The following is a 14,951-nucleotide window of genomic DNA, read 5'->3' as shown; positions in this document are numbered from 1 at the left end:
AGCTGACATGCAATTAAATGTAAATGACGCTCAAGCGATCGAAGTTTCCGAACTGACATTTGGCGGCGAATTCAACGAGACGCTGGTTCACCAAGCAGTCGTGGCCTACATGGCTGGCGGCCGTCAAGGTAGCAAGCAGCAAAAGACCCGTTCCGACGTTCGTGGTGGCGGTAAGCGCCCATGGCGTCAGAAAGGTACTGGCCGTGCTCGTGCCGGTACTATCCGTAGCCCAATCTGGCGTGGCGGCGGTACCACTTTCGCAGCTCGTCCTCAGGATCACACCCAGAAGCTGAACAAGAAGATGTATCGCGCAGCAATGCGCTCCATCCTTGCTGAGCTGGTGCGTACTGATCGTCTGGTTGTGGTTCAGGACTTCGCTGTTGATGCACCGAAGACCAAAGATCTGCTGAACAAACTGACCGGCATGGGCCTGACTGACGTCTTGATCGTGTCTGAAGTAGTTGATCAGAACCTGTACCTGGCTGCTCGTAACCTGCCACACGTTGATGTACGTGACGTGCAAGGTTCCGATCCAGTTAGTCTGATCGCATACGACAAGGTGTTGATCACCGTGTCGGCCGTGAAGAAATTCGAGGAGCTGCTGGGATGAACCAGGAACGCGTATTTAAAGTTCTGCTTGGCCCGCACGTTTCCGAGAAGGCTACGGTTCTGGCTGACAAGAAAGGCCAGTTCGTTTTCAAGGTTGCAACTGACGCAACCAAGCTGGAAATCAAGAAGGCCGTCGAAAGCCTGTTCAGCGTGAAAGTAGAGCGTGTTACTACCCTGAATGTTCTGGGTAAGAGCAAGCGCACTGCTCGCGGTCTGGGCAAGCGTAATGACTGGAAGAAGGCAGTTATCTCCCTTCAGCCAGGCCAAGATCTCGATTTCAGCAGCAGTGCTGAGTAAGGAAGGGGTGCATCATGGCAATCGTTAAATGCAAACCGACTTCCCCTGGCCGCCGTTTTGTGGTCAAGGTGGTCAACCAGGAGCTGCATAAAGGCGCTCCTCACGCACCGCTGCTCGAGAAAAAATCGAAGACTGGTGGTCGTAACAACAATGGTCGTATTACCACTCGTCACATCGGTGGTGGCCATAAGCAGCATTATCGTCTGGTCGATTTCCGTCGCAACGACAAAGATGGCATCGCTGCCACTGTCGAGCGTATCGAATACGATCCAAACCGTACTGCTCACATCGCTCTGCTGCTGTACGCAGATGGCGAGCGTCGCTACATCATCGCCCCTAAAGGCGTGAGTGCTGGCGACCAGCTGATCGCAGGTGCTCTGGCACCGATCAAGCCGGGCAACGCTCTGCAACTGCGTAACATTCCAGTTGGTAGCACCGTACACGGCATCGAATTGAAGCCAGGTAAAGGCGCGCAAATCGCTCGTTCCGCTGGTGCTTCGGCTCAGCTGATCGCTCGTGAAGGTGTCTACGTGACCCTGCGTCTGCGTTCTGGTGAGATGCGTAAAGTGCTGGCTGAATGCCGCGCGACCCTGGGTGAAGTCTCGAACTCCGAGCACAGCCTGCGTTCGCTGGGTAAAGCTGGTGCCAAACGCTGGCGTGGCGTTCGCCCAACCGTTCGTGGTGTTGCCATGAACCCGGTTGACCACCCACATGGTGGTGGTGAAGGTCGTACCTCTGGTGGTCGTCATCCGGTATCGCCATGGGGCTTCCCGACTAAGGGCGCGAAGACTCGTGGTAATAAGCGTACCGACAAAATGATCGTCCGTCGTCGCAAGTAAATAGAGGGATACGACAGTGCCACGTTCTCTGAAAAAAGGTCCTTTTATTGATCTTCACCTACTGAAGAAGATCGAAGTGGCGGCGGAAAAGAACGATCGCAAACCAGTTAAAACCTGGTCGCGTCGTTCGATGATCCTGCCACAAATGGTCGGTCTGACCATTGCAGTGCATAACGGTCGTCAACATGTTCCAGTTCTCGTGAACGAAGACATGGTCGGCCACAAACTGGGCGAGTTTGCCGGTACCCGCACATATCGTGGGCACGTGGCAGACAAGAAAGCCAAGCGTTAAGGGGTAAGGAACGATGGAAGTAGCCGCTAAGTTGTCGGGCGCTCGAATCTCCGCCCAGAAAGCCCGCTTGGTCGCCGACCAGATCCGCGGGAAGAAGGTGGGCGAAGCGCTCAACCTGTTGGCTTTCAGCAGTAAGAAAGCCGCCGAGATCATGAAGAAAGTGCTGGAGTCGGCCGTAGCCAACGCCGAGCATAACGAAGGCGCAGACGTTGATGACCTTAAAGTCAGCACCGTTTTCGTCAACGAAGGGCGTTCGCTGAAGCGAATCATGCCACGTGCCAAAGGCCGTGCTGATCGCATCGTCAAGCGGTCTTGCCATATCACTGTCAAGGTTGCTGACAAGTAACGGAGTCGAAGAGATGGGTCAGAAAGTACATCCCATTGGCATTCGCCTGGGAATCGTCAAGGAGCACACCTCCGTCTGGTACGCAGACGGTCGGACTTATGCGGACTATTTGTTCGCTGATCTGAAGGTGCGTGAGTATCTCCAAGACAAACTAAAAAGCGCGTCCGTAAGCCGTATCGATATCCATCGTCCGGCTCAAACTGCACGTATCACCATCCACACCGCTCGTCCAGGTATCGTTATCGGGAAGAAAGGTGAAGATGTTGAGAAACTGCGTCAGGACCTGACCAAGCAAATGGGTGTGCCTGTGCACATCAATATCGAAGAAATCCGCAAGCCGGAGCTCGACGGTATGTTGGTTGCGCAGAGCGTAGCTCAGCAGCTGGAGCGTCGCGTAATGTTCCGTCGCGCTATGAAGCGCGCTGTACAGAACGCCATGCGCATTGGTGCCAAAGGCATCAAAATCCAAGTGAGCGGTCGTCTCGGCGGTGCTGAAATCGCACGTACTGAATGGTATCGCGAAGGTCGTGTGCCACTGCACACCCTGCGTGCCGACATCGACTATGCCAACTACGAAGCTCACACCACTTACGGTGTGATCGGTGTAAAGGTTTGGATCTTCAAGGGCGAAGTAATTGGTGGTCGCCAAGAAGAACTGAAACCACAAGCACCAGCGCCTCGTAAAAAAGCTGCTAAGTAAGGGGTACGCCAAATGTTGCAACCAAAGCGTACGAAGTTCCGCAAGCAGATGACAGGCCACAACCGTGGTCTGGCTCAGCGCGGTAGCAAAGTCAGCTTCGGCGAGTTCGCGCTGAAGTCTGTAGCTCGTGGTCGTCTCACCGCTCGTCAGATCGAGTCAGCGCGTCGTGCACTGACCCGTCACGTTAAACGTGGCGGCAAGATCTGGATCCGTGTATTCCCGGACAAGCCTATTTCCAAAAAGCCCCTCGAAGTTCGGATGGGTAAAGGTAAGGGTAGTGTGGAGTACTGGGTTGCCCAGATTCAGCCAGGCAAAGTCCTGTATGAAATCGAGGGCGTTTCTGAAGAGCTGGCGCGTGAGGCTTTTGCCCTGGCTGCTGCAAAGCTGCCGCTCGCCACCGCTTTTGTTAAACGGACGGTGATGTGATGAAAGCGAACGAACTTCGTGAAAAAGACGCGCCGCAGCTTAACGAGCAACTGCTCGGCCTGCTGCGCGACCAGTTCAATCTGCGTATGCAGAAAGCAACTGGCCAGTTGGGGCAGTCTCACCTGCTCCGGCAAGTTAAGCGTGACATCGCTCGCGTGAAGACTGTGCTCAAACAGCAGGCAGGTAAGTAATCATGGCTGAAGCCGAAAAAACCGTCCGTACGCTGACTGGCCGTGTTGTCAGCGACAAAATGGACAAGACCATCACCGTTCTGATCGAGCGTCGCGTAAAGCACCCGATCTACGGTAAATACGTTAAGCGTTCGACTAAGCTGCACGCGCACGACGAAACCAATCAGTGCCACATCGGCGACAAAGTCACTATTCGTGAAACTCGTCCTTTGGCCAAGACCAAGTCTTGGGCGCTGGTTGATGTTCTCGAACGCGCTGTGGAAGTCTAAGGACTAGGGGTCGGAGAAATTATATGATTCAGACTCAATCCATGCTCGATGTGGCCGATAACAGCGGCGCACGCCGCGTTATGTGCATCAAGGTGCTGGGTGGCTCCCATCGTCGTTACGCTGGTATCGGTGACATCATCAAAGTTACCGTGAAGGAAGCAATTCCTCGCGGTAAAGTGAAAAAAGGCCAAGTGATGACTGCTGTTGTAGTCCGCACTCGTCACGGCGTACGTCGTGCTGATGGCTCCATTATCCGCTTTGATGGCAACGCTGCTGTTCTTCTGAACAACAAGCAAGAGCCGATCGGCACCCGTATCTTTGGGCCAGTGACCCGTGAACTTCGTACTGAGAAGTTCATGAAGATCGTCTCGCTCGCCCCAGAAGTGCTGTAAGGAGATCCGACATGCAAAAGATTCGTCGTGACGACGAGATCATCGTGATCGCCGGCAAAGACAAAGGTAAGCGCGGTAAGGTGCTTAAGGTTCTCGCTAACAACCGTCTGGTTATTGGCGGTCTGAACCTGGTAAAGCGTCATACCAAGCCTAACCCTATGTCGGGCGTGCAAGGCGGTATCGTCGAAAAAGAAGCTCCACTGGATGCTTCTAACGTCGCCATTTTCAACGGCGAAACCAACAAGGCTGATCGCGTTGGTTTTAAAGTAGAAGACGGCAAGAAAATTCGTGTCTTCAAGTCGACCCAAAAAGCGGTTGATGCTTGAACACTGCTAGGTAGATGAGACCATGGCACGACTAAAAGAGATTTACTGGAAGGAAATCGCACCGAAGCTTAAGGAAGAACTTAAGCTTTCGAACGTGATGGAAGTTCCACGCGTTACAAAAATCACCCTGAACATGGGTCTGGGCGAAGCGGTCGGTGACAAAAAAGTCATCGAGCACGCTGTTGCTGACCTGGAAAAGATCACCGGCCAGAAAGTCGTTGTGACCTACGCTCGGAAATCCATCGCTGGCTTTAAAGTCCGTGAAGGTTGGCCGATCGGCGTCAAAGTGACCCTGCGCCGTGAGCGTATGTATGAATTCCTGGATCGTCTGCTGTCGATCTCCCTGCCTCGGGTTCGCGACTTCCGCGGCCTGAATGCCAAGTCCTTCGATGGTCGTGGTAACTACAGCATGGGCGTTAAAGAGCAGATCATCTTCCCGGAAATCGACTACGACAAGATCGATGCTCTCCGCGGTCTGGACATTACCCTGACCACCACTGCCAAGAACGATGACGAAGGTCGCGCCCTGTTGCGTGCTTTCAAATTCCCGTTCCGCAACTGATTGGAGTAGGAAAATGGCCAAGATGAGCATGAAAAACCGCGAGCTGAAGCGTCAGCTCACGGTTGCCAAGTACGCCAAAAAGCGTGCAGCACTGAAAGCTATCATCGTTGATCTGAACGCAAGTCCAGAAGCACGTTGGGAAGCTACAGTCGCTCTGCAGAAGCAGCCACGTGACGCAAGCGCTTCGCGCATGCGTAACCGCTGCCGCCTGACCGGTCGTCCACACGGCGTTTACCGCAAGTTCGGCCTCGGCCGTAACAAACTGCGTGAAGCGGCCATGCGTGGTGACGTACCTGGTCTGGTTAAAGCCAGCTGGTAAGCACTGTCAAAGTCTCGGTGTTCGGGATCGCAAGATCCTGACCGCCGGTGACCTTGAACTTGAATCAAGCCCCTTTTGGGGCTTGATTCATTTGTGGGGTGTGTCTAGAATACCCGGCTCGCCTGAGCCCGTGCTTTTTTCGCGCGGATGTACTCGGCGACACGTAGTAGCCGCAAGGCTAATTTTTTGTGTATTAGGAGCGTCTAGCCCATGAGTATGCAGGACCCGTTAGCGGACATGCTAACTCGAATCCGTAATGCCCAGATGGCTGAAAAGTCCGTCGTAAGCATGCCATCTTCTACTTTGAAGGTAGCTGTTGCCAAAGTCCTGAAGGACGAAGGTTACATTGCGGGTTATCAGATCAGCAGCGAAATCAAGCCACTGCTGTCCATCGAGCTGAAGTACTTCGAAGGCCGTCCGGTCATCGAGGAAGTGAAGCGCGTTAGCCGTCCAGGCCTGCGTCAGTACAAGTCCGTCGATGATCTGCCAAAAGTTCGTGGCGGTCTCGGTGTGTCTATCGTCTCCACCAACAAAGGTGTGATGACGGATCGTGCTGCGCGCGCTGCCGGTGTCGGCGGCGAAGTTCTTTGCACTGTGTTCTAAGGGGGGATAAGCATGTCACGCGTCGCTAAGAACCCCGTTAAGCTGCCAGCCGGTGTCGAAGTCAAATTCGCAGGCCAACAGCTTTCGGTGAAGGGTGCCAAGGGCACTCTCGAACTGAACATCCATTCGTCCGTTGAGATCGTTGAAGAAGCTGGTGAGCTGCGTTTCGCTGCTCGCAATGGCGATCAACAAACTCGCGCAATGGCTGGTACCACTCGTGCGTTGGTAAACAACATGGTCCAAGGCGTAAGCCAAGGCTTCGAGCGTAAGCTCCAGCTGGTCGGTGTTGGTTACAAAGCGCAAGCAAAAGGCACAGTGCTGAACCTGGCTCTTGGCTTCTCGCACCCAGTGGATTATGAACTGCCGGAAGGCATCACCGCTGAGACTCCTAGCCAGACCGATATCCTGATCAAGGGCATCGATAAGCAGCTGGTAGGTCAAGTGGCCGCCGAGATCCGCGACTTCCGTCCACCAGAGCCGTACAAAGGCAAAGGTGTGCGCTACGCGGACGAAGTCGTCCGTCGTAAAGAAGCCAAGAAGAAGTAGGGCATAGCAAATGACCGACAAAAAAGTTACTCGACTGCGTCGCGCTCGCAAAGCACGCCTGAAAATGCACGAACTCGAAGTCGTGCGTCTCTGCGTGTTCCGCTCGTCGCAGCACATCTACGCCCAGGTCATTTCGGCCGACGGCGCCAAAGTTCTGGCATCTGCCTCGACTTTGGATAAAGAACTGCGTGATGGTGCTACTGGCAACATCGACGCGGCCACTAAGGTTGGCCAGCTGGTCGCTACGCGTGCTAAGGCCGCTGGCGTCTCGCAAGTGGCTTTCGACCGCTCTGGCTTCAAGTACCACGGCCGCGTTAAAGCGCTGGCTGATGCTGCTCGTGAAGCTGGGCTGGAGTTCTAAGTTATGTCAAATAACGACCAAAAGCGCGACGAAGGCTACATCGAGAAGCTGGTTCAAGTTAACCGCGTAGCCAAAACCGTTAAAGGCGGCCGTATCTTCACTTTCACCGCGTTGACCGTGGTTGGTGATGGTAAAGGGCGTGTTGGCTTCGGCCGTGGCAAGTCACGTGAAGTGCCTGCTGCGATCCAGAAGGCAATGGAAGCTGCTCGTCGCAACATGATCCAAGTTGATCTGAACGGCACCACTCTGCAGTACGCAATGAAGTCCGGTCACGGCGCTTCGAAGGTGTACATGCAGCCTGCATCTGAAGGTACCGGTATCATCGCTGGCGGCGCTATGCGTGCTGTCCTCGAAGTTGCTGGCGTTCAGAACGTTCTGGCCAAGTGCTACGGCTCGACTAACCCGGTAAACGTGGTTCACGCCACTTTCAAAGGTTTGAAAGCTATGCAGTCTCCTGAATCCATTGCCGCCAAGCGTGGCAAAAGCGTCAAGGAGATCTTCTGATCATGGCTACCGTTAAAGTTACGCTGATCAAAAGCATGACCGGCCGCATCCCTAACCACAAACTGTGCGTTAAGGGTCTGGGTCTGCGTCGCATCGGTCACACTGTAGAAGTACTTGATACTCCCGAGAATCGCGGGATGATCAACAAGGCTTACTACATGCTGCGTGTCGAGGGTTAATCGATGAAACTCAATGATCTGAGTCCAGCGCCGGGTTCCCGTCGCGAAAAGCATCGTCCGGGCCGTGGTATCGGTAGTGGTTTGGGCAAGACCGGTGGCCGTGGCCACAAAGGTCAGTCCTCCCGCTCCGGTGGCACCATTGCTCCAGGCTTTGAAGGCGGTCAACAGCCGCTGCATCGTCGCCTGCCAAAGTTCGGTTTCGTTTCCCTGAAAGCCATGGATCGCGCAGAAGTGCGTTTGTCCGAGCTGGCTAAAGTGGAAGGCGACATCGTCACCGTGCAGTCCTTGAAAGATGCCAACGTGATCAACGTCAACGTACAGCGTGTGAAAATCATGCTGTCCGGCGAAGTGACTCGCGCTGTTACCATCGGAAAGGGAATCGGCGCCACCAAAGGTGCGCGTGCGGCTATCGAAGCAGCTGGCGGCAAGTTCGAGGAATAAATGGCTAAGCAAGGTGCTCTCTCTGCGCTCGGCAAAGGCGGTATGTCTGAACTCTGGGCTCGTCTGCGTTTTCTGTTCCTGGCGATTATCGTCTACCGAATAGGCGCACACATCCCGGTTCCAGGTATCAACCCGGACCGACTCGCGGACCTGTTTCGACAGAATGAGGGGACCATTCTTAGCTTGTTCAACATGTTTTCCGGCGGCGCGCTGGAGCGGATGAGCATCTTTGCACTGGGGATCATGCCGTACATCTCGGCATCGATCATCATGCAACTGATGACAGCCGTCAGCCCGCAGCTGGAGCAGTTGAAGAAGGAAGGTGAAGCTGGGCGTCGCAAGATTGCCCAGTACACCCGCTACGGCACTGTCGTCCTCGCTCTCGTTCAGGCAATTGGCATGTCCATTGGTCTGGCGGGGCAGGGCGTATCGTTCACTGGTGACTTTGGCTTCCATTTCGTCGCGGTATCCACTTTTGTGGCTGGTGCGATGTTCATGATGTGGCTGGGTGAGCAGATTACTGAGCGTGGTGTTGGCAACGGTATCTCGATGTTGATTTTCGCAGGTATCGTCGCCGGTCTTCCGAGAGCGATCGGGCAGTCTTTCGAGTCTGCACGTCAGGGTGATATCAACATTTTTGCCCTGGTTGCCATCGGTTTGCTGGCAGTAGCGATTATCGGTTTTGTGGTGTTCATTGAGCGTGGCCAGCGTCGTATTGCTGTTCACTACGCCAAGCGTCAGCAGGGCCGGAAGGTCTTCGCTGCGCAGACTAGCCACTTGCCGCTGAAGGTGAACATGGCCGGTGTTATTCCGGCTATTTTCGCGAGCAGCATTTTGCTGTTCCCGGCTTCGTTGGGTACCTGGTTCGGTCAGTCTGAAGGTATGGGCTGGTTGCAGGACATCTCGCAGTCGATCGCTCCTGGTCAGCCGTTGAATATTCTGCTGTTTAGTGCAGGGATTATTTTCTTCTGCTTCTTCTATACGGCGTTGATGTTCAATCCGAAAGACGTAGCGGAAAACCTGAAGAAGTCCGGTGCCTTTATTCCGGGCATCCGTCCAGGTGAGCAGTCGGCACGCTACATTGATGGCGTTCTGACTCGTTTGACCCTGTTCGGTGCTCTATATATGACGGCCGTGTGTCTGCTTCCCCAGTTCCTGGTGGTTGCGGCAAACGTACCGTTCTACCTTGGCGGGACCTCGTTGCTGATCGTCGTCGTGGTTGTGATGGACTTCATGTCCCAAGTACAATCGCACCTCGTTTCGCACCAGTACGAATCCCTGATGAAGAAAGCCAACCTGAAGGGTTACGGCAGCGGCATGTTGCGCTGAGTACCCATAAGGTTCGAGGAGTTGGTGATGAAAGTTCGTGCATCGGTGAAAAAGCTGTGCCGTAACTGCAAGATTATTCGCCGCGAAGGTGTTGTTCGAGTAATTTGCAGCGCGGAACCGCGTCACAAACAGCGCCAAGGCTGAGTGTGATTGTGCTTCAAGCCCGGTAGCTAGTGCGCTACCGGGTTGATTATTTGTTATTACAGCGATATTATCTCGCGCCCTATTTCTTGGCTTCCGGGGCGTAGGTAGCTGTCAATTGGAGTCCCACTGAATGGCCCGTATTGCAGGCGTTAACATTCCAGATAACAAGCATACTGTTATCTCGCTGACCTACATCTATGGTGTTGGTCGCACTACTGCACAGAAGATCTGTGCAGTGACTGGGGTAAACCCAGCCGCAAAGATCAAGGATCTGAGCGACGAGCAGATTGAACAGCTGCGTGGCGAAGTGGCGAAGTTCACCACTGAAGGTGACCTGCGTCGCGAAATCAACATGAAAATCAAGCGTTTGATGGACCTCGGTTGCTATCGCGGTCTGCGTCATCGTCGTGGTCTTCCAGTGCGCGGTCAGCGTACCAAGACTAACGCGCGTACCCGTAAAGGTCCGCGTAAGCCGATCCGCAAGTAATCGCCCCAGCGAATCGACAGGAAATTAATCATGGCTAAACCTGCTGCTCGTCCTCGTAAAAAAGTTAAAAAGACAGTGGTTGATGGCATCGCCCACATCCATGCTTCTTTTAACAACACAATCGTGACCATCACCGACCGTCAAGGCAACGCTCTTTCCTGGGCTACCTCCGGTGGTTCGGGTTTCCGCGGTTCCCGCAAGTCCACCCCGTTTGCTGCTCAAGTAGCTGCTGAACGTGCTGGTCAAGCTGCGCTGGAATACGGTCTGAAAAACCTCGACGTTAACGTCAAAGGTCCAGGCCCAGGTCGTGAATCTGCAGTCCGCGCTTTGAACGGCTGTGGCTACAAGATCGCCAGCATCACCGACGTGACGCCAATCCCGCACAACGGGTGCCGTCCGCCGAAGAAGCGCCGCGTGTAATCCAGGAGATTGTAAAGAATGGCTCGTTACATTGGTCCAAAATGCAAACTCGCTCGTCGCGAAGGCACCGATCTCTTTCTGAAGAGCGGCGTGCGCGCGATCGAATCGAAGTGCAACATTGAAGCAGCACCTGGTATCCACGGCCAACGCCGCGGTCGCCAGTCCGATTACGGCACCCAACTGCGTGAAAAGCAGAAGGTCCGTCGTATCTACGGCGTTCTCGAGCGTCAATTCAGCGGCTACTACAAAGAAGCTGCTGGCAAGAAAGGTGCAACTGGTGAGAACCTGCTGCAACTGCTCGAATGCCGTCTGGACAACGTTGTATACCGTATGGGTTTTGGCTCTACTCGTGCCGAATCCCGTCAGCTGGTATCGCACAAATCCGTCAGCGTTAACGGTCAGACCGTAAACGTGCCGTCGTACCAGGTTCGTGCTGGTGACGTGGTCGCGATTCGCGAGAAAGCAAAGAACCAACTTCGCATTGTCCAAGCTCTCGATCTGTGTGCCCAACGTGGCCGCGTAGAATGGGTAGAAGTAGACACTGAGAAGAAGTCGGGCGTTTTCAAGAACGTTCCAGCTCGCAGTGATCTGTCCGCCGACATCAACGAAAGCCTGATTGTCGAGCTCTACTCCAAGTAAGGGCTAGAAAATAGGTGCATCCATGCAGATTTCGGTAAATGAGTTCCTGACACCCCGCCATATTGATGTGCAGGTTGTCAGTCCAACCCGCGCCAAGATCACTCTCGAGCCTCTCGAGCGTGGTTTCGGCCACACCCTGGGCAACGCGCTGCGACGCATCCTGTTGTCCTCAATGCCCGGCTGTGCAGTAGTCGAGGCCGAGATTGACGGTGTACTCCATGAGTACAGCGCCATCGAAGGCGTACAGGAAGACGTAATTGAAATCCTGTTGAACCTTAAAGGTCTGGCTATCAAGCTGCACGGTCGTGACGAAGTTACGCTGACCTTGTCGAAGAAGGGTTCGGGGGTGGTTACCGCTGCCGATATTCAGCTGGATCATGATGTCGAGATCGTTAACCCCGATCACGTAATCGCTAACCTGGCGTCTAACGGCGCCCTGAACATGAAGCTCACCGTAGCTCGTGGTCGTGGTTATGAACCGGCAGACTCGCGTCAGAGCGATGAAGACGAAAGCCGCAGCATCGGTCGCTTGCAGCTTGACTCTTCGTTCAGCCCGGTTCGCCGTATCGCATACGTGGTGGAAAACGCCCGTGTCGAGCAGCGTACTAACCTGGACAAGCTGGTTATTGATCTGGAAACCAACGGTACCCTGGATCCTGAAGAGGCTATTCGCCGCGCTGCAACCATCCTGCAACAGCAGTTGGCTGCGTTCGTCGACCTTAAAGGTGACAGTGAGCCTGTGGTTGTCGAGCAGGAAGACGAGATCGATCCGATCCTGCTTCGCCCGGTTGACGATCTGGAACTGACTGTACGTTCGGCTAACTGCCTTAAGGCGGAAAACATCTACTACATCGGTGACCTGATTCAGCGTACCGAAGTAGAGCTGTTGAAGACTCCGAACCTTGGCAAGAAATCCTTGACTGAAATCAAGGACGTTCTGGCCTCCCGCGGTCTGTCCCTCGGCATGCGCCTCGACAACTGGCCGCCTGCAAGTCTTAAGAAGGACGACAAGGCGACTGCCTGATCGTCGTAATCACCGAACGTCGTGTTTGGTAAGGAATGAACCATGCGTCATCGTAAAAGTGGTCGTCACCTGAGCCGCACTAGCTCGCACCGCAAGGCCATGTTTCAAAACATGGCAGTGTCGCTGTTCGAGCACGAGCTGATCAAAACTACACTGCCGAAAGCTAAAGAACTGCGTCGCGTTGCTGAGCCGCTGATCACTTTGGCCAAGACAGACAGCCTGGCTAACCGCCGTCTGGCTTTCGACCGTACTCGTTCGAAAGCTATCGTTGGTAAGCTCTTCAACGACCTGGGCAAGCGTTACGCTACCCGTGAGGGTGGCTACCTGCGCATCCTCAAGTGCGGTTTCCGCACTGGCGACAACGCGCCTATGGCGTACGTCGAGTTGGTTGATCGTGCTACCGGCGGTGAAGCTGTATCCGCTGAGTAAGACGTCAGTCTGAAACGAAAAACCGGGCCCTGTGCCCGGTTTTTTGTGGGCGATTGAAAAGTTTTGCCCTTAACGGCTCGCTTCGTTAGTTATTTTCTATCGAAGCCTGCAGGTTAATGAATTAGTAGGTGTAACGTTTCTGATCGATACTCCCTCTCAGCCGATTAGCCGGCAGTTAAAGACTGACAGAGGAAGAGATCGCATGAGCCAAAATAAAATACTTACGACCGCCAGTGGCGCTCCTGTCGCCGACAACCAGAATTCTCGTTCCGCCGGCCCTCGTGGCCCATTGCTCCTCGACGACTTCCACCTGATCGAAAAGCTTGCGCACTTCAACCGTGAAAACATCCCGGAGCGCCGCGTGCACGCCAAAGGCTCGGGTGCTTACGGTACGTTCACCGTCACGCGTGACATCACCGAGTACACCAGTGCCAAGCTGTTTGAATCCGTTGGCAAGCAAACCCCAACGTTCCTGCGGTTTTCCACCGTAGGCGGTGAGCGCGGTTCGGCCGATACAGAGCGGGATCCACGTGGCTTCGCCCTGAAGTTCTACACCGAGGAAGGCAACTGGGACATCGTAGGCAACAACACGCCGGTGTTCTTCATTCGCGATCCGCTCAAATTTCCGGACTTTATCCACACTCAAAAACGCCTGCCTCAGAGCAACCTGAAAAGCGCGCAGATGATGTGGGACTTCTGGTCGCACTCGCCTGAGGCGCTGCACCAGGTCACCATCCTGTTTTCGGACCGTGGCATTCCTGACGGCTACCGTCACATGCACGGGTTCGGCAGCCACACGTACAGCCTGATCAACGCCAGCGGCGAGCGTCACTGGGTGAAGTGGCACTACAAGACCCAGCAAGGTATCAAGAATCTGGCGCCGGCAGAGGCTGCACGCCTGGCGGGTACCGATCCGGATTACGCTCAGCGCGACTTGTTTGGTGCAATTGAGCGCGGTGATTTCCCGAAATGGCGCGTATGCATTCAGATCATGACTGAGGCCCAGGCTGCGGCGCACCACGAGAACCCTTTCGACGTGACCAAGACCTGGTCGCAGAAAGAGTTTCCACTGATCGAAGTCGGGGAGCTGGAGCTCAACCGTAATCCGCTGAACTACTTCGCCGAAGTCGAGCAGGCGGCGTTCGGTCCGAGCAACATGGTGCCGGGTGTCGGCCTGTCGCCAGACCGCATGCTGCAAGGCCGCGTGTTCGCTTATGCAGATGCGCACCGCTACCGTGTAGGCACCAACCACCAGCAGCTGCCGGTGAATGCGCCTCGCAGCCCGGTCAACAGCTACCAGCGTGATGGTTCCATGGCGTTTGGCAGCAATGGCGGCGCTACGCCGAACTATGAGCCGAACAGCTACGTCGATTCGCCAAAACAAGCGTCTCGCTATGCTGAGCCAGCTCTGGCATTGAATGGCGCGGCTGATCGTTACGATCATCGCGAAGACAACGACTACTACAGCCATGCCGGTGCGCTGTTCCGGCTCATGAATGATGAACAGAAGGCGCTCTTGGTCAACAACATTGCCGGGGCGATGTCTGGTGTTTCAAGCGATGTGGTTGATCGCCAATTGCAGCATTTCTTCAAGGCCGACCCGGCGTATGGAGAAGCAATCGCAAAGGCTCTTAACGTACAGCTTAACGAAGTCTAAACGAGAAGCAGAACCGCCCTCATCTGGGCGGTTTTTGCGCTATTTAAACCACTTTTCTCAGAATATCTTCGCTTTTATCGCGCTTACACAGTGACCAAACAGTCGCTGTGGTTCAAACTACAGACTTTCAAGCAGGGAGATGTAGGGCGATGCAAGGCCACCCAGACGTAATCGATTACCTCAACACGTTGCTGACCGGCGAACTGGCTGCCCGTGATCAATATTTCGTTCACTCGCGGATGTATGAGGACTGGGGATTCACCAAGCTCTACGAACGAATCAACCACGAGATGGAAGAGGAAGCAGGGCACGCCGATGCCCTGATGCGCCGGATCCTGATGCTGGAAGGCACGCCACGCATGCGTCCAGACGATCTCGATGTCGGCACCACGGTACCGGACATGCTCGCTGCCGATCTGCGTCTGGAATACAAAGTCCGTGCCGCACTCTGCAAGGGCATCGAACTCTGCGAGCAGCACAAAGACTACGTCAGCCGCGAGATGCTGCGCATTCAGTTGAACGATACCGAAGAAGATCACACCTACTGGCTCGAGAAGCAGTTGGGTCTGATCAAGTTGATCGGTCTTGAGAATTACCTGCAATCTCACACCTGATTGCAC

Annotated in this window: 28 protein-coding genes; all 28 read left to right on the top strand. The window is 54.6% G+C overall.

Annotated features, from left to right (window positions below):
- Window positions 1–7: 7 nt before the first annotated feature.
- On the top strand, window positions 8–610 hold the full coding sequence (gene rplD, locus B723_RS01785) for a 50S ribosomal protein L4 (protein ID WP_007896707.1): 603 nt from the start codon (window positions 8–10) through the stop codon (window positions 608–610).
- Window positions 607–906, top strand: a complete 300-nt coding sequence (rplW, locus tag B723_RS01780) for a 50S ribosomal protein L23 (protein WP_002555488.1) — start codon at window positions 607–609, stop codon at window positions 904–906. The genes rplD and rplW overlap by 4 nt, the downstream gene beginning before the upstream one ends.
- Window positions 907–920: 14 nt before the next feature.
- On the top strand, window positions 921–1,745 hold the full coding sequence (rplB, locus tag B723_RS01775) for a 50S ribosomal protein L2 (protein ID WP_003210080.1): 825 nt from the start codon (window positions 921–923) through the stop codon (window positions 1,743–1,745).
- Window positions 1,746–1,761: 16 nt separating this feature from the next.
- Window positions 1,762–2,037: a 30S ribosomal protein S19 gene (gene rpsS / locus B723_RS01770; protein WP_002555486.1), complete on the top strand. Its 276-nt coding sequence runs from the start codon at window positions 1,762–1,764 to the stop codon at window positions 2,035–2,037.
- 13 nt (window positions 2,038–2,050) lie between these two features.
- Window positions 2,051–2,383, top strand: a complete 333-nt coding sequence (gene rplV / locus B723_RS01765) for a 50S ribosomal protein L22 (protein WP_003103908.1) — start codon at window positions 2,051–2,053, stop codon at window positions 2,381–2,383.
- Window positions 2,384–2,396: 13 nt separating this feature from the next.
- Complete coding sequence (gene rpsC / locus B723_RS01760) at window positions 2,397–3,083, top strand: 30S ribosomal protein S3 (protein WP_003176422.1); 687 nt, start codon at window positions 2,397–2,399, stop codon at window positions 3,081–3,083.
- 12 nt (window positions 3,084–3,095) lie between these two features.
- Window positions 3,096–3,509 (top strand): 50S ribosomal protein L16, encoded by a 414-nt coding sequence (gene rplP / locus B723_RS01755; protein WP_007896757.1) that lies wholly within the window; start codon window positions 3,096–3,098, stop codon window positions 3,507–3,509.
- The gene (gene rpmC / locus B723_RS01750) at window positions 3,509–3,700 is read left to right on the top strand and encodes a 50S ribosomal protein L29 (RefSeq protein ID WP_008030901.1); all 192 of its coding nucleotides are present in this window, start codon (window positions 3,509–3,511) and stop codon (window positions 3,698–3,700) included. The genes rplP and rpmC overlap by 1 nt, the downstream gene beginning before the upstream one ends.
- Window positions 3,701–3,702: 2 nt before the next feature.
- A complete protein-coding gene (gene rpsQ, locus B723_RS01745; RefSeq protein ID WP_003176419.1) occupies window positions 3,703–3,969 on the top strand; it encodes a 30S ribosomal protein S17 in 267 nt (88 codons plus the stop codon).
- Between the two features lie 23 nt (window positions 3,970–3,992).
- On the top strand, window positions 3,993–4,361 hold the full coding sequence (gene rplN / locus B723_RS01740; RefSeq protein WP_002555479.1) for a 50S ribosomal protein L14: 369 nt from the start codon (window positions 3,993–3,995) through the stop codon (window positions 4,359–4,361).
- 11 nt (window positions 4,362–4,372) lie between these two features.
- Window positions 4,373–4,687, top strand: a complete 315-nt coding sequence (rplX, locus tag B723_RS01735) for a 50S ribosomal protein L24 (RefSeq protein ID WP_003176416.1) — start codon at window positions 4,373–4,375, stop codon at window positions 4,685–4,687.
- A gap of 22 nt (window positions 4,688–4,709) precedes the next feature.
- Window positions 4,710–5,249 carry a 50S ribosomal protein L5 gene (rplE, locus tag B723_RS01730; protein WP_003176415.1) on the top strand — a complete coding sequence of 180 codons (540 nt, stop codon included), beginning with the start codon at window positions 4,710–4,712 and terminating at the stop codon, window positions 5,247–5,249.
- Between the two features lie 13 nt (window positions 5,250–5,262).
- Window positions 5,263–5,568, top strand: a complete 306-nt coding sequence (gene rpsN, locus B723_RS01725; RefSeq protein ID WP_003176414.1) for a 30S ribosomal protein S14 — start codon at window positions 5,263–5,265, stop codon at window positions 5,566–5,568.
- A 210-nt stretch (window positions 5,569–5,778) separates the two neighbouring features.
- Entirely contained in the window at window positions 5,779–6,171 is a 393-nt protein-coding gene (rpsH, locus tag B723_RS01720) for a 30S ribosomal protein S8 (protein ID WP_003186040.1), read from the top strand.
- Between the two features lie 12 nt (window positions 6,172–6,183).
- Window positions 6,184–6,717: a 50S ribosomal protein L6 gene (gene rplF / locus B723_RS01715; RefSeq protein ID WP_003176412.1), complete on the top strand. Its 534-nt coding sequence runs from the start codon at window positions 6,184–6,186 to the stop codon at window positions 6,715–6,717.
- A gap of 10 nt (window positions 6,718–6,727) precedes the next feature.
- Entirely contained in the window at window positions 6,728–7,078 is a 351-nt protein-coding gene (gene rplR, locus B723_RS01710) for a 50S ribosomal protein L18 (RefSeq protein ID WP_017341069.1), read from the top strand.
- Between the two features lie 3 nt (window positions 7,079–7,081).
- Window positions 7,082–7,582 (top strand): 30S ribosomal protein S5, encoded by a 501-nt coding sequence (gene rpsE, locus B723_RS01705; RefSeq protein WP_007943782.1) that lies wholly within the window; start codon window positions 7,082–7,084, stop codon window positions 7,580–7,582.
- A 2-nt stretch (window positions 7,583–7,584) separates the two neighbouring features.
- Window positions 7,585–7,761 (top strand): 50S ribosomal protein L30, encoded by a 177-nt coding sequence (gene rpmD / locus B723_RS01700; RefSeq protein WP_003186033.1) that lies wholly within the window; start codon window positions 7,585–7,587, stop codon window positions 7,759–7,761.
- Between the two features lie 3 nt (window positions 7,762–7,764).
- Entirely contained in the window at window positions 7,765–8,202 is a 438-nt protein-coding gene (gene rplO / locus B723_RS01695) for a 50S ribosomal protein L15 (RefSeq protein ID WP_007896782.1), read from the top strand.
- Window positions 8,203–9,531, top strand: coding sequence for a preprotein translocase subunit SecY (secY, locus tag B723_RS01690; RefSeq protein ID WP_008073883.1), 1,329 nt, complete (start codon window positions 8,203–8,205; stop codon window positions 9,529–9,531).
- A 27-nt stretch (window positions 9,532–9,558) separates the two neighbouring features.
- Entirely contained in the window at window positions 9,559–9,675 is a 117-nt protein-coding gene (rpmJ, locus tag B723_RS01685) for a 50S ribosomal protein L36 (RefSeq protein WP_002555468.1), read from the top strand.
- 130 nt (window positions 9,676–9,805) lie between these two features.
- Window positions 9,806–10,162 (top strand): 30S ribosomal protein S13, encoded by a 357-nt coding sequence (gene rpsM, locus B723_RS01680; protein WP_003186020.1) that lies wholly within the window; start codon window positions 9,806–9,808, stop codon window positions 10,160–10,162.
- Window positions 10,163–10,192: 30 nt separating this feature from the next.
- A complete protein-coding gene (rpsK, locus tag B723_RS01675; protein ID WP_002555466.1) occupies window positions 10,193–10,582 on the top strand; it encodes a 30S ribosomal protein S11 in 390 nt (129 codons plus the stop codon).
- Window positions 10,583–10,600: 18 nt separating this feature from the next.
- A complete protein-coding gene (gene rpsD, locus B723_RS01670) occupies window positions 10,601–11,221 on the top strand; it encodes a 30S ribosomal protein S4 (RefSeq protein WP_003210056.1) in 621 nt (206 codons plus the stop codon).
- Between the two features lie 22 nt (window positions 11,222–11,243).
- On the top strand, window positions 11,244–12,245 hold the full coding sequence (locus tag B723_RS01665; protein ID WP_003186012.1) for a DNA-directed RNA polymerase subunit alpha: 1,002 nt from the start codon (window positions 11,244–11,246) through the stop codon (window positions 12,243–12,245).
- A 42-nt stretch (window positions 12,246–12,287) separates the two neighbouring features.
- Complete coding sequence (gene rplQ, locus B723_RS01660; RefSeq protein ID WP_007943777.1) at window positions 12,288–12,674, top strand: 50S ribosomal protein L17; 387 nt, start codon at window positions 12,288–12,290, stop codon at window positions 12,672–12,674.
- 202 nt (window positions 12,675–12,876) lie between these two features.
- The gene (locus B723_RS01655; RefSeq protein WP_017341068.1) at window positions 12,877–14,331 is read left to right on the top strand and encodes a catalase; all 1,455 of its coding nucleotides are present in this window, start codon (window positions 12,877–12,879) and stop codon (window positions 14,329–14,331) included.
- Window positions 14,332–14,480: 149 nt separating this feature from the next.
- Entirely contained in the window at window positions 14,481–14,945 is a 465-nt protein-coding gene (gene bfr / locus B723_RS01650; protein ID WP_008030905.1) for a bacterioferritin, read from the top strand.
- Window positions 14,946–14,951: the final 6 nt, after the last annotated feature.

It is taken from the genome of Pseudomonas fluorescens NCIMB 11764, assembly GCF_000293885.2.
Taxonomy (GTDB): domain Bacteria; phylum Pseudomonadota; class Gammaproteobacteria; order Pseudomonadales; family Pseudomonadaceae; genus Aquipseudomonas; species Aquipseudomonas fluorescens_B.
This window is presented reverse-complemented; position numbering and strand designations above follow the sequence as displayed.

Excerpts from the sequence above, each read along its gene's own strand:
- rplD (WP_007896707.1), top strand. The coding sequence starts at position 8 with ATGCAATTAAATGTAAATGACGCTCAAGCGATCGAAGTTTCCGAACTG.
- rplW (WP_002555488.1), top strand. The coding sequence starts at position 607 with ATGAACCAGGAACGCGTATTTAAAGTTCTGCTTGGCCCGCACGTTTCC.
- rplB (WP_003210080.1), top strand. The coding sequence starts at position 921 with ATGGCAATCGTTAAATGCAAACCGACTTCCCCTGGCCGCCGTTTTGTG.
- rplV (WP_003103908.1), top strand. The coding sequence starts at position 2,051 with ATGGAAGTAGCCGCTAAGTTGTCGGGCGCTCGAATCTCCGCCCAGAAA.
- rpsC (WP_003176422.1), top strand. The coding sequence starts at position 2,397 with ATGGGTCAGAAAGTACATCCCATTGGCATTCGCCTGGGAATCGTCAAG.
- rplP (WP_007896757.1), top strand. The coding sequence starts at position 3,096 with ATGTTGCAACCAAAGCGTACGAAGTTCCGCAAGCAGATGACAGGCCAC.
- rpmC (WP_008030901.1), top strand. The coding sequence starts at position 3,509 with ATGAAAGCGAACGAACTTCGTGAAAAAGACGCGCCGCAGCTTAACGAG.
- rpsQ (WP_003176419.1), top strand. The coding sequence starts at position 3,703 with ATGGCTGAAGCCGAAAAAACCGTCCGTACGCTGACTGGCCGTGTTGTC.
- rplN (WP_002555479.1), top strand. The coding sequence starts at position 3,993 with ATGATTCAGACTCAATCCATGCTCGATGTGGCCGATAACAGCGGCGCA.
- rplX (WP_003176416.1), top strand. The coding sequence starts at position 4,373 with ATGCAAAAGATTCGTCGTGACGACGAGATCATCGTGATCGCCGGCAAA.
- rplE (WP_003176415.1), top strand. The coding sequence starts at position 4,710 with ATGGCACGACTAAAAGAGATTTACTGGAAGGAAATCGCACCGAAGCTT.
- rpsN (WP_003176414.1), top strand. The coding sequence starts at position 5,263 with ATGGCCAAGATGAGCATGAAAAACCGCGAGCTGAAGCGTCAGCTCACG.
- rpsH (WP_003186040.1), top strand. The coding sequence starts at position 5,779 with ATGAGTATGCAGGACCCGTTAGCGGACATGCTAACTCGAATCCGTAAT.
- rplF (WP_003176412.1), top strand. The coding sequence starts at position 6,184 with ATGTCACGCGTCGCTAAGAACCCCGTTAAGCTGCCAGCCGGTGTCGAA.
- rplR (WP_017341069.1), top strand. The coding sequence starts at position 6,728 with ATGACCGACAAAAAAGTTACTCGACTGCGTCGCGCTCGCAAAGCACGC.
- rpsE (WP_007943782.1), top strand. The coding sequence starts at position 7,082 with ATGTCAAATAACGACCAAAAGCGCGACGAAGGCTACATCGAGAAGCTG.
- rpmD (WP_003186033.1), top strand. The coding sequence starts at position 7,585 with ATGGCTACCGTTAAAGTTACGCTGATCAAAAGCATGACCGGCCGCATC.
- rplO (WP_007896782.1), top strand. The coding sequence starts at position 7,765 with ATGAAACTCAATGATCTGAGTCCAGCGCCGGGTTCCCGTCGCGAAAAG.
- secY (WP_008073883.1), top strand. The coding sequence starts at position 8,203 with ATGGCTAAGCAAGGTGCTCTCTCTGCGCTCGGCAAAGGCGGTATGTCT.
- rpmJ (WP_002555468.1), top strand. The coding sequence starts at position 9,559 with ATGAAAGTTCGTGCATCGGTGAAAAAGCTGTGCCGTAACTGCAAGATT.
- rpsM (WP_003186020.1), top strand. The coding sequence starts at position 9,806 with ATGGCCCGTATTGCAGGCGTTAACATTCCAGATAACAAGCATACTGTT.
- rpsK (WP_002555466.1), top strand. The coding sequence starts at position 10,193 with ATGGCTAAACCTGCTGCTCGTCCTCGTAAAAAAGTTAAAAAGACAGTG.
- rpsD (WP_003210056.1), top strand. The coding sequence starts at position 10,601 with ATGGCTCGTTACATTGGTCCAAAATGCAAACTCGCTCGTCGCGAAGGC.
- B723_RS01665 (WP_003186012.1), top strand. The coding sequence starts at position 11,244 with ATGCAGATTTCGGTAAATGAGTTCCTGACACCCCGCCATATTGATGTG.
- rplQ (WP_007943777.1), top strand. The coding sequence starts at position 12,288 with ATGCGTCATCGTAAAAGTGGTCGTCACCTGAGCCGCACTAGCTCGCAC.
- B723_RS01655 (WP_017341068.1), top strand. The coding sequence starts at position 12,877 with ATGAGCCAAAATAAAATACTTACGACCGCCAGTGGCGCTCCTGTCGCC.
- bfr (WP_008030905.1), top strand. The coding sequence starts at position 14,481 with ATGCAAGGCCACCCAGACGTAATCGATTACCTCAACACGTTGCTGACC.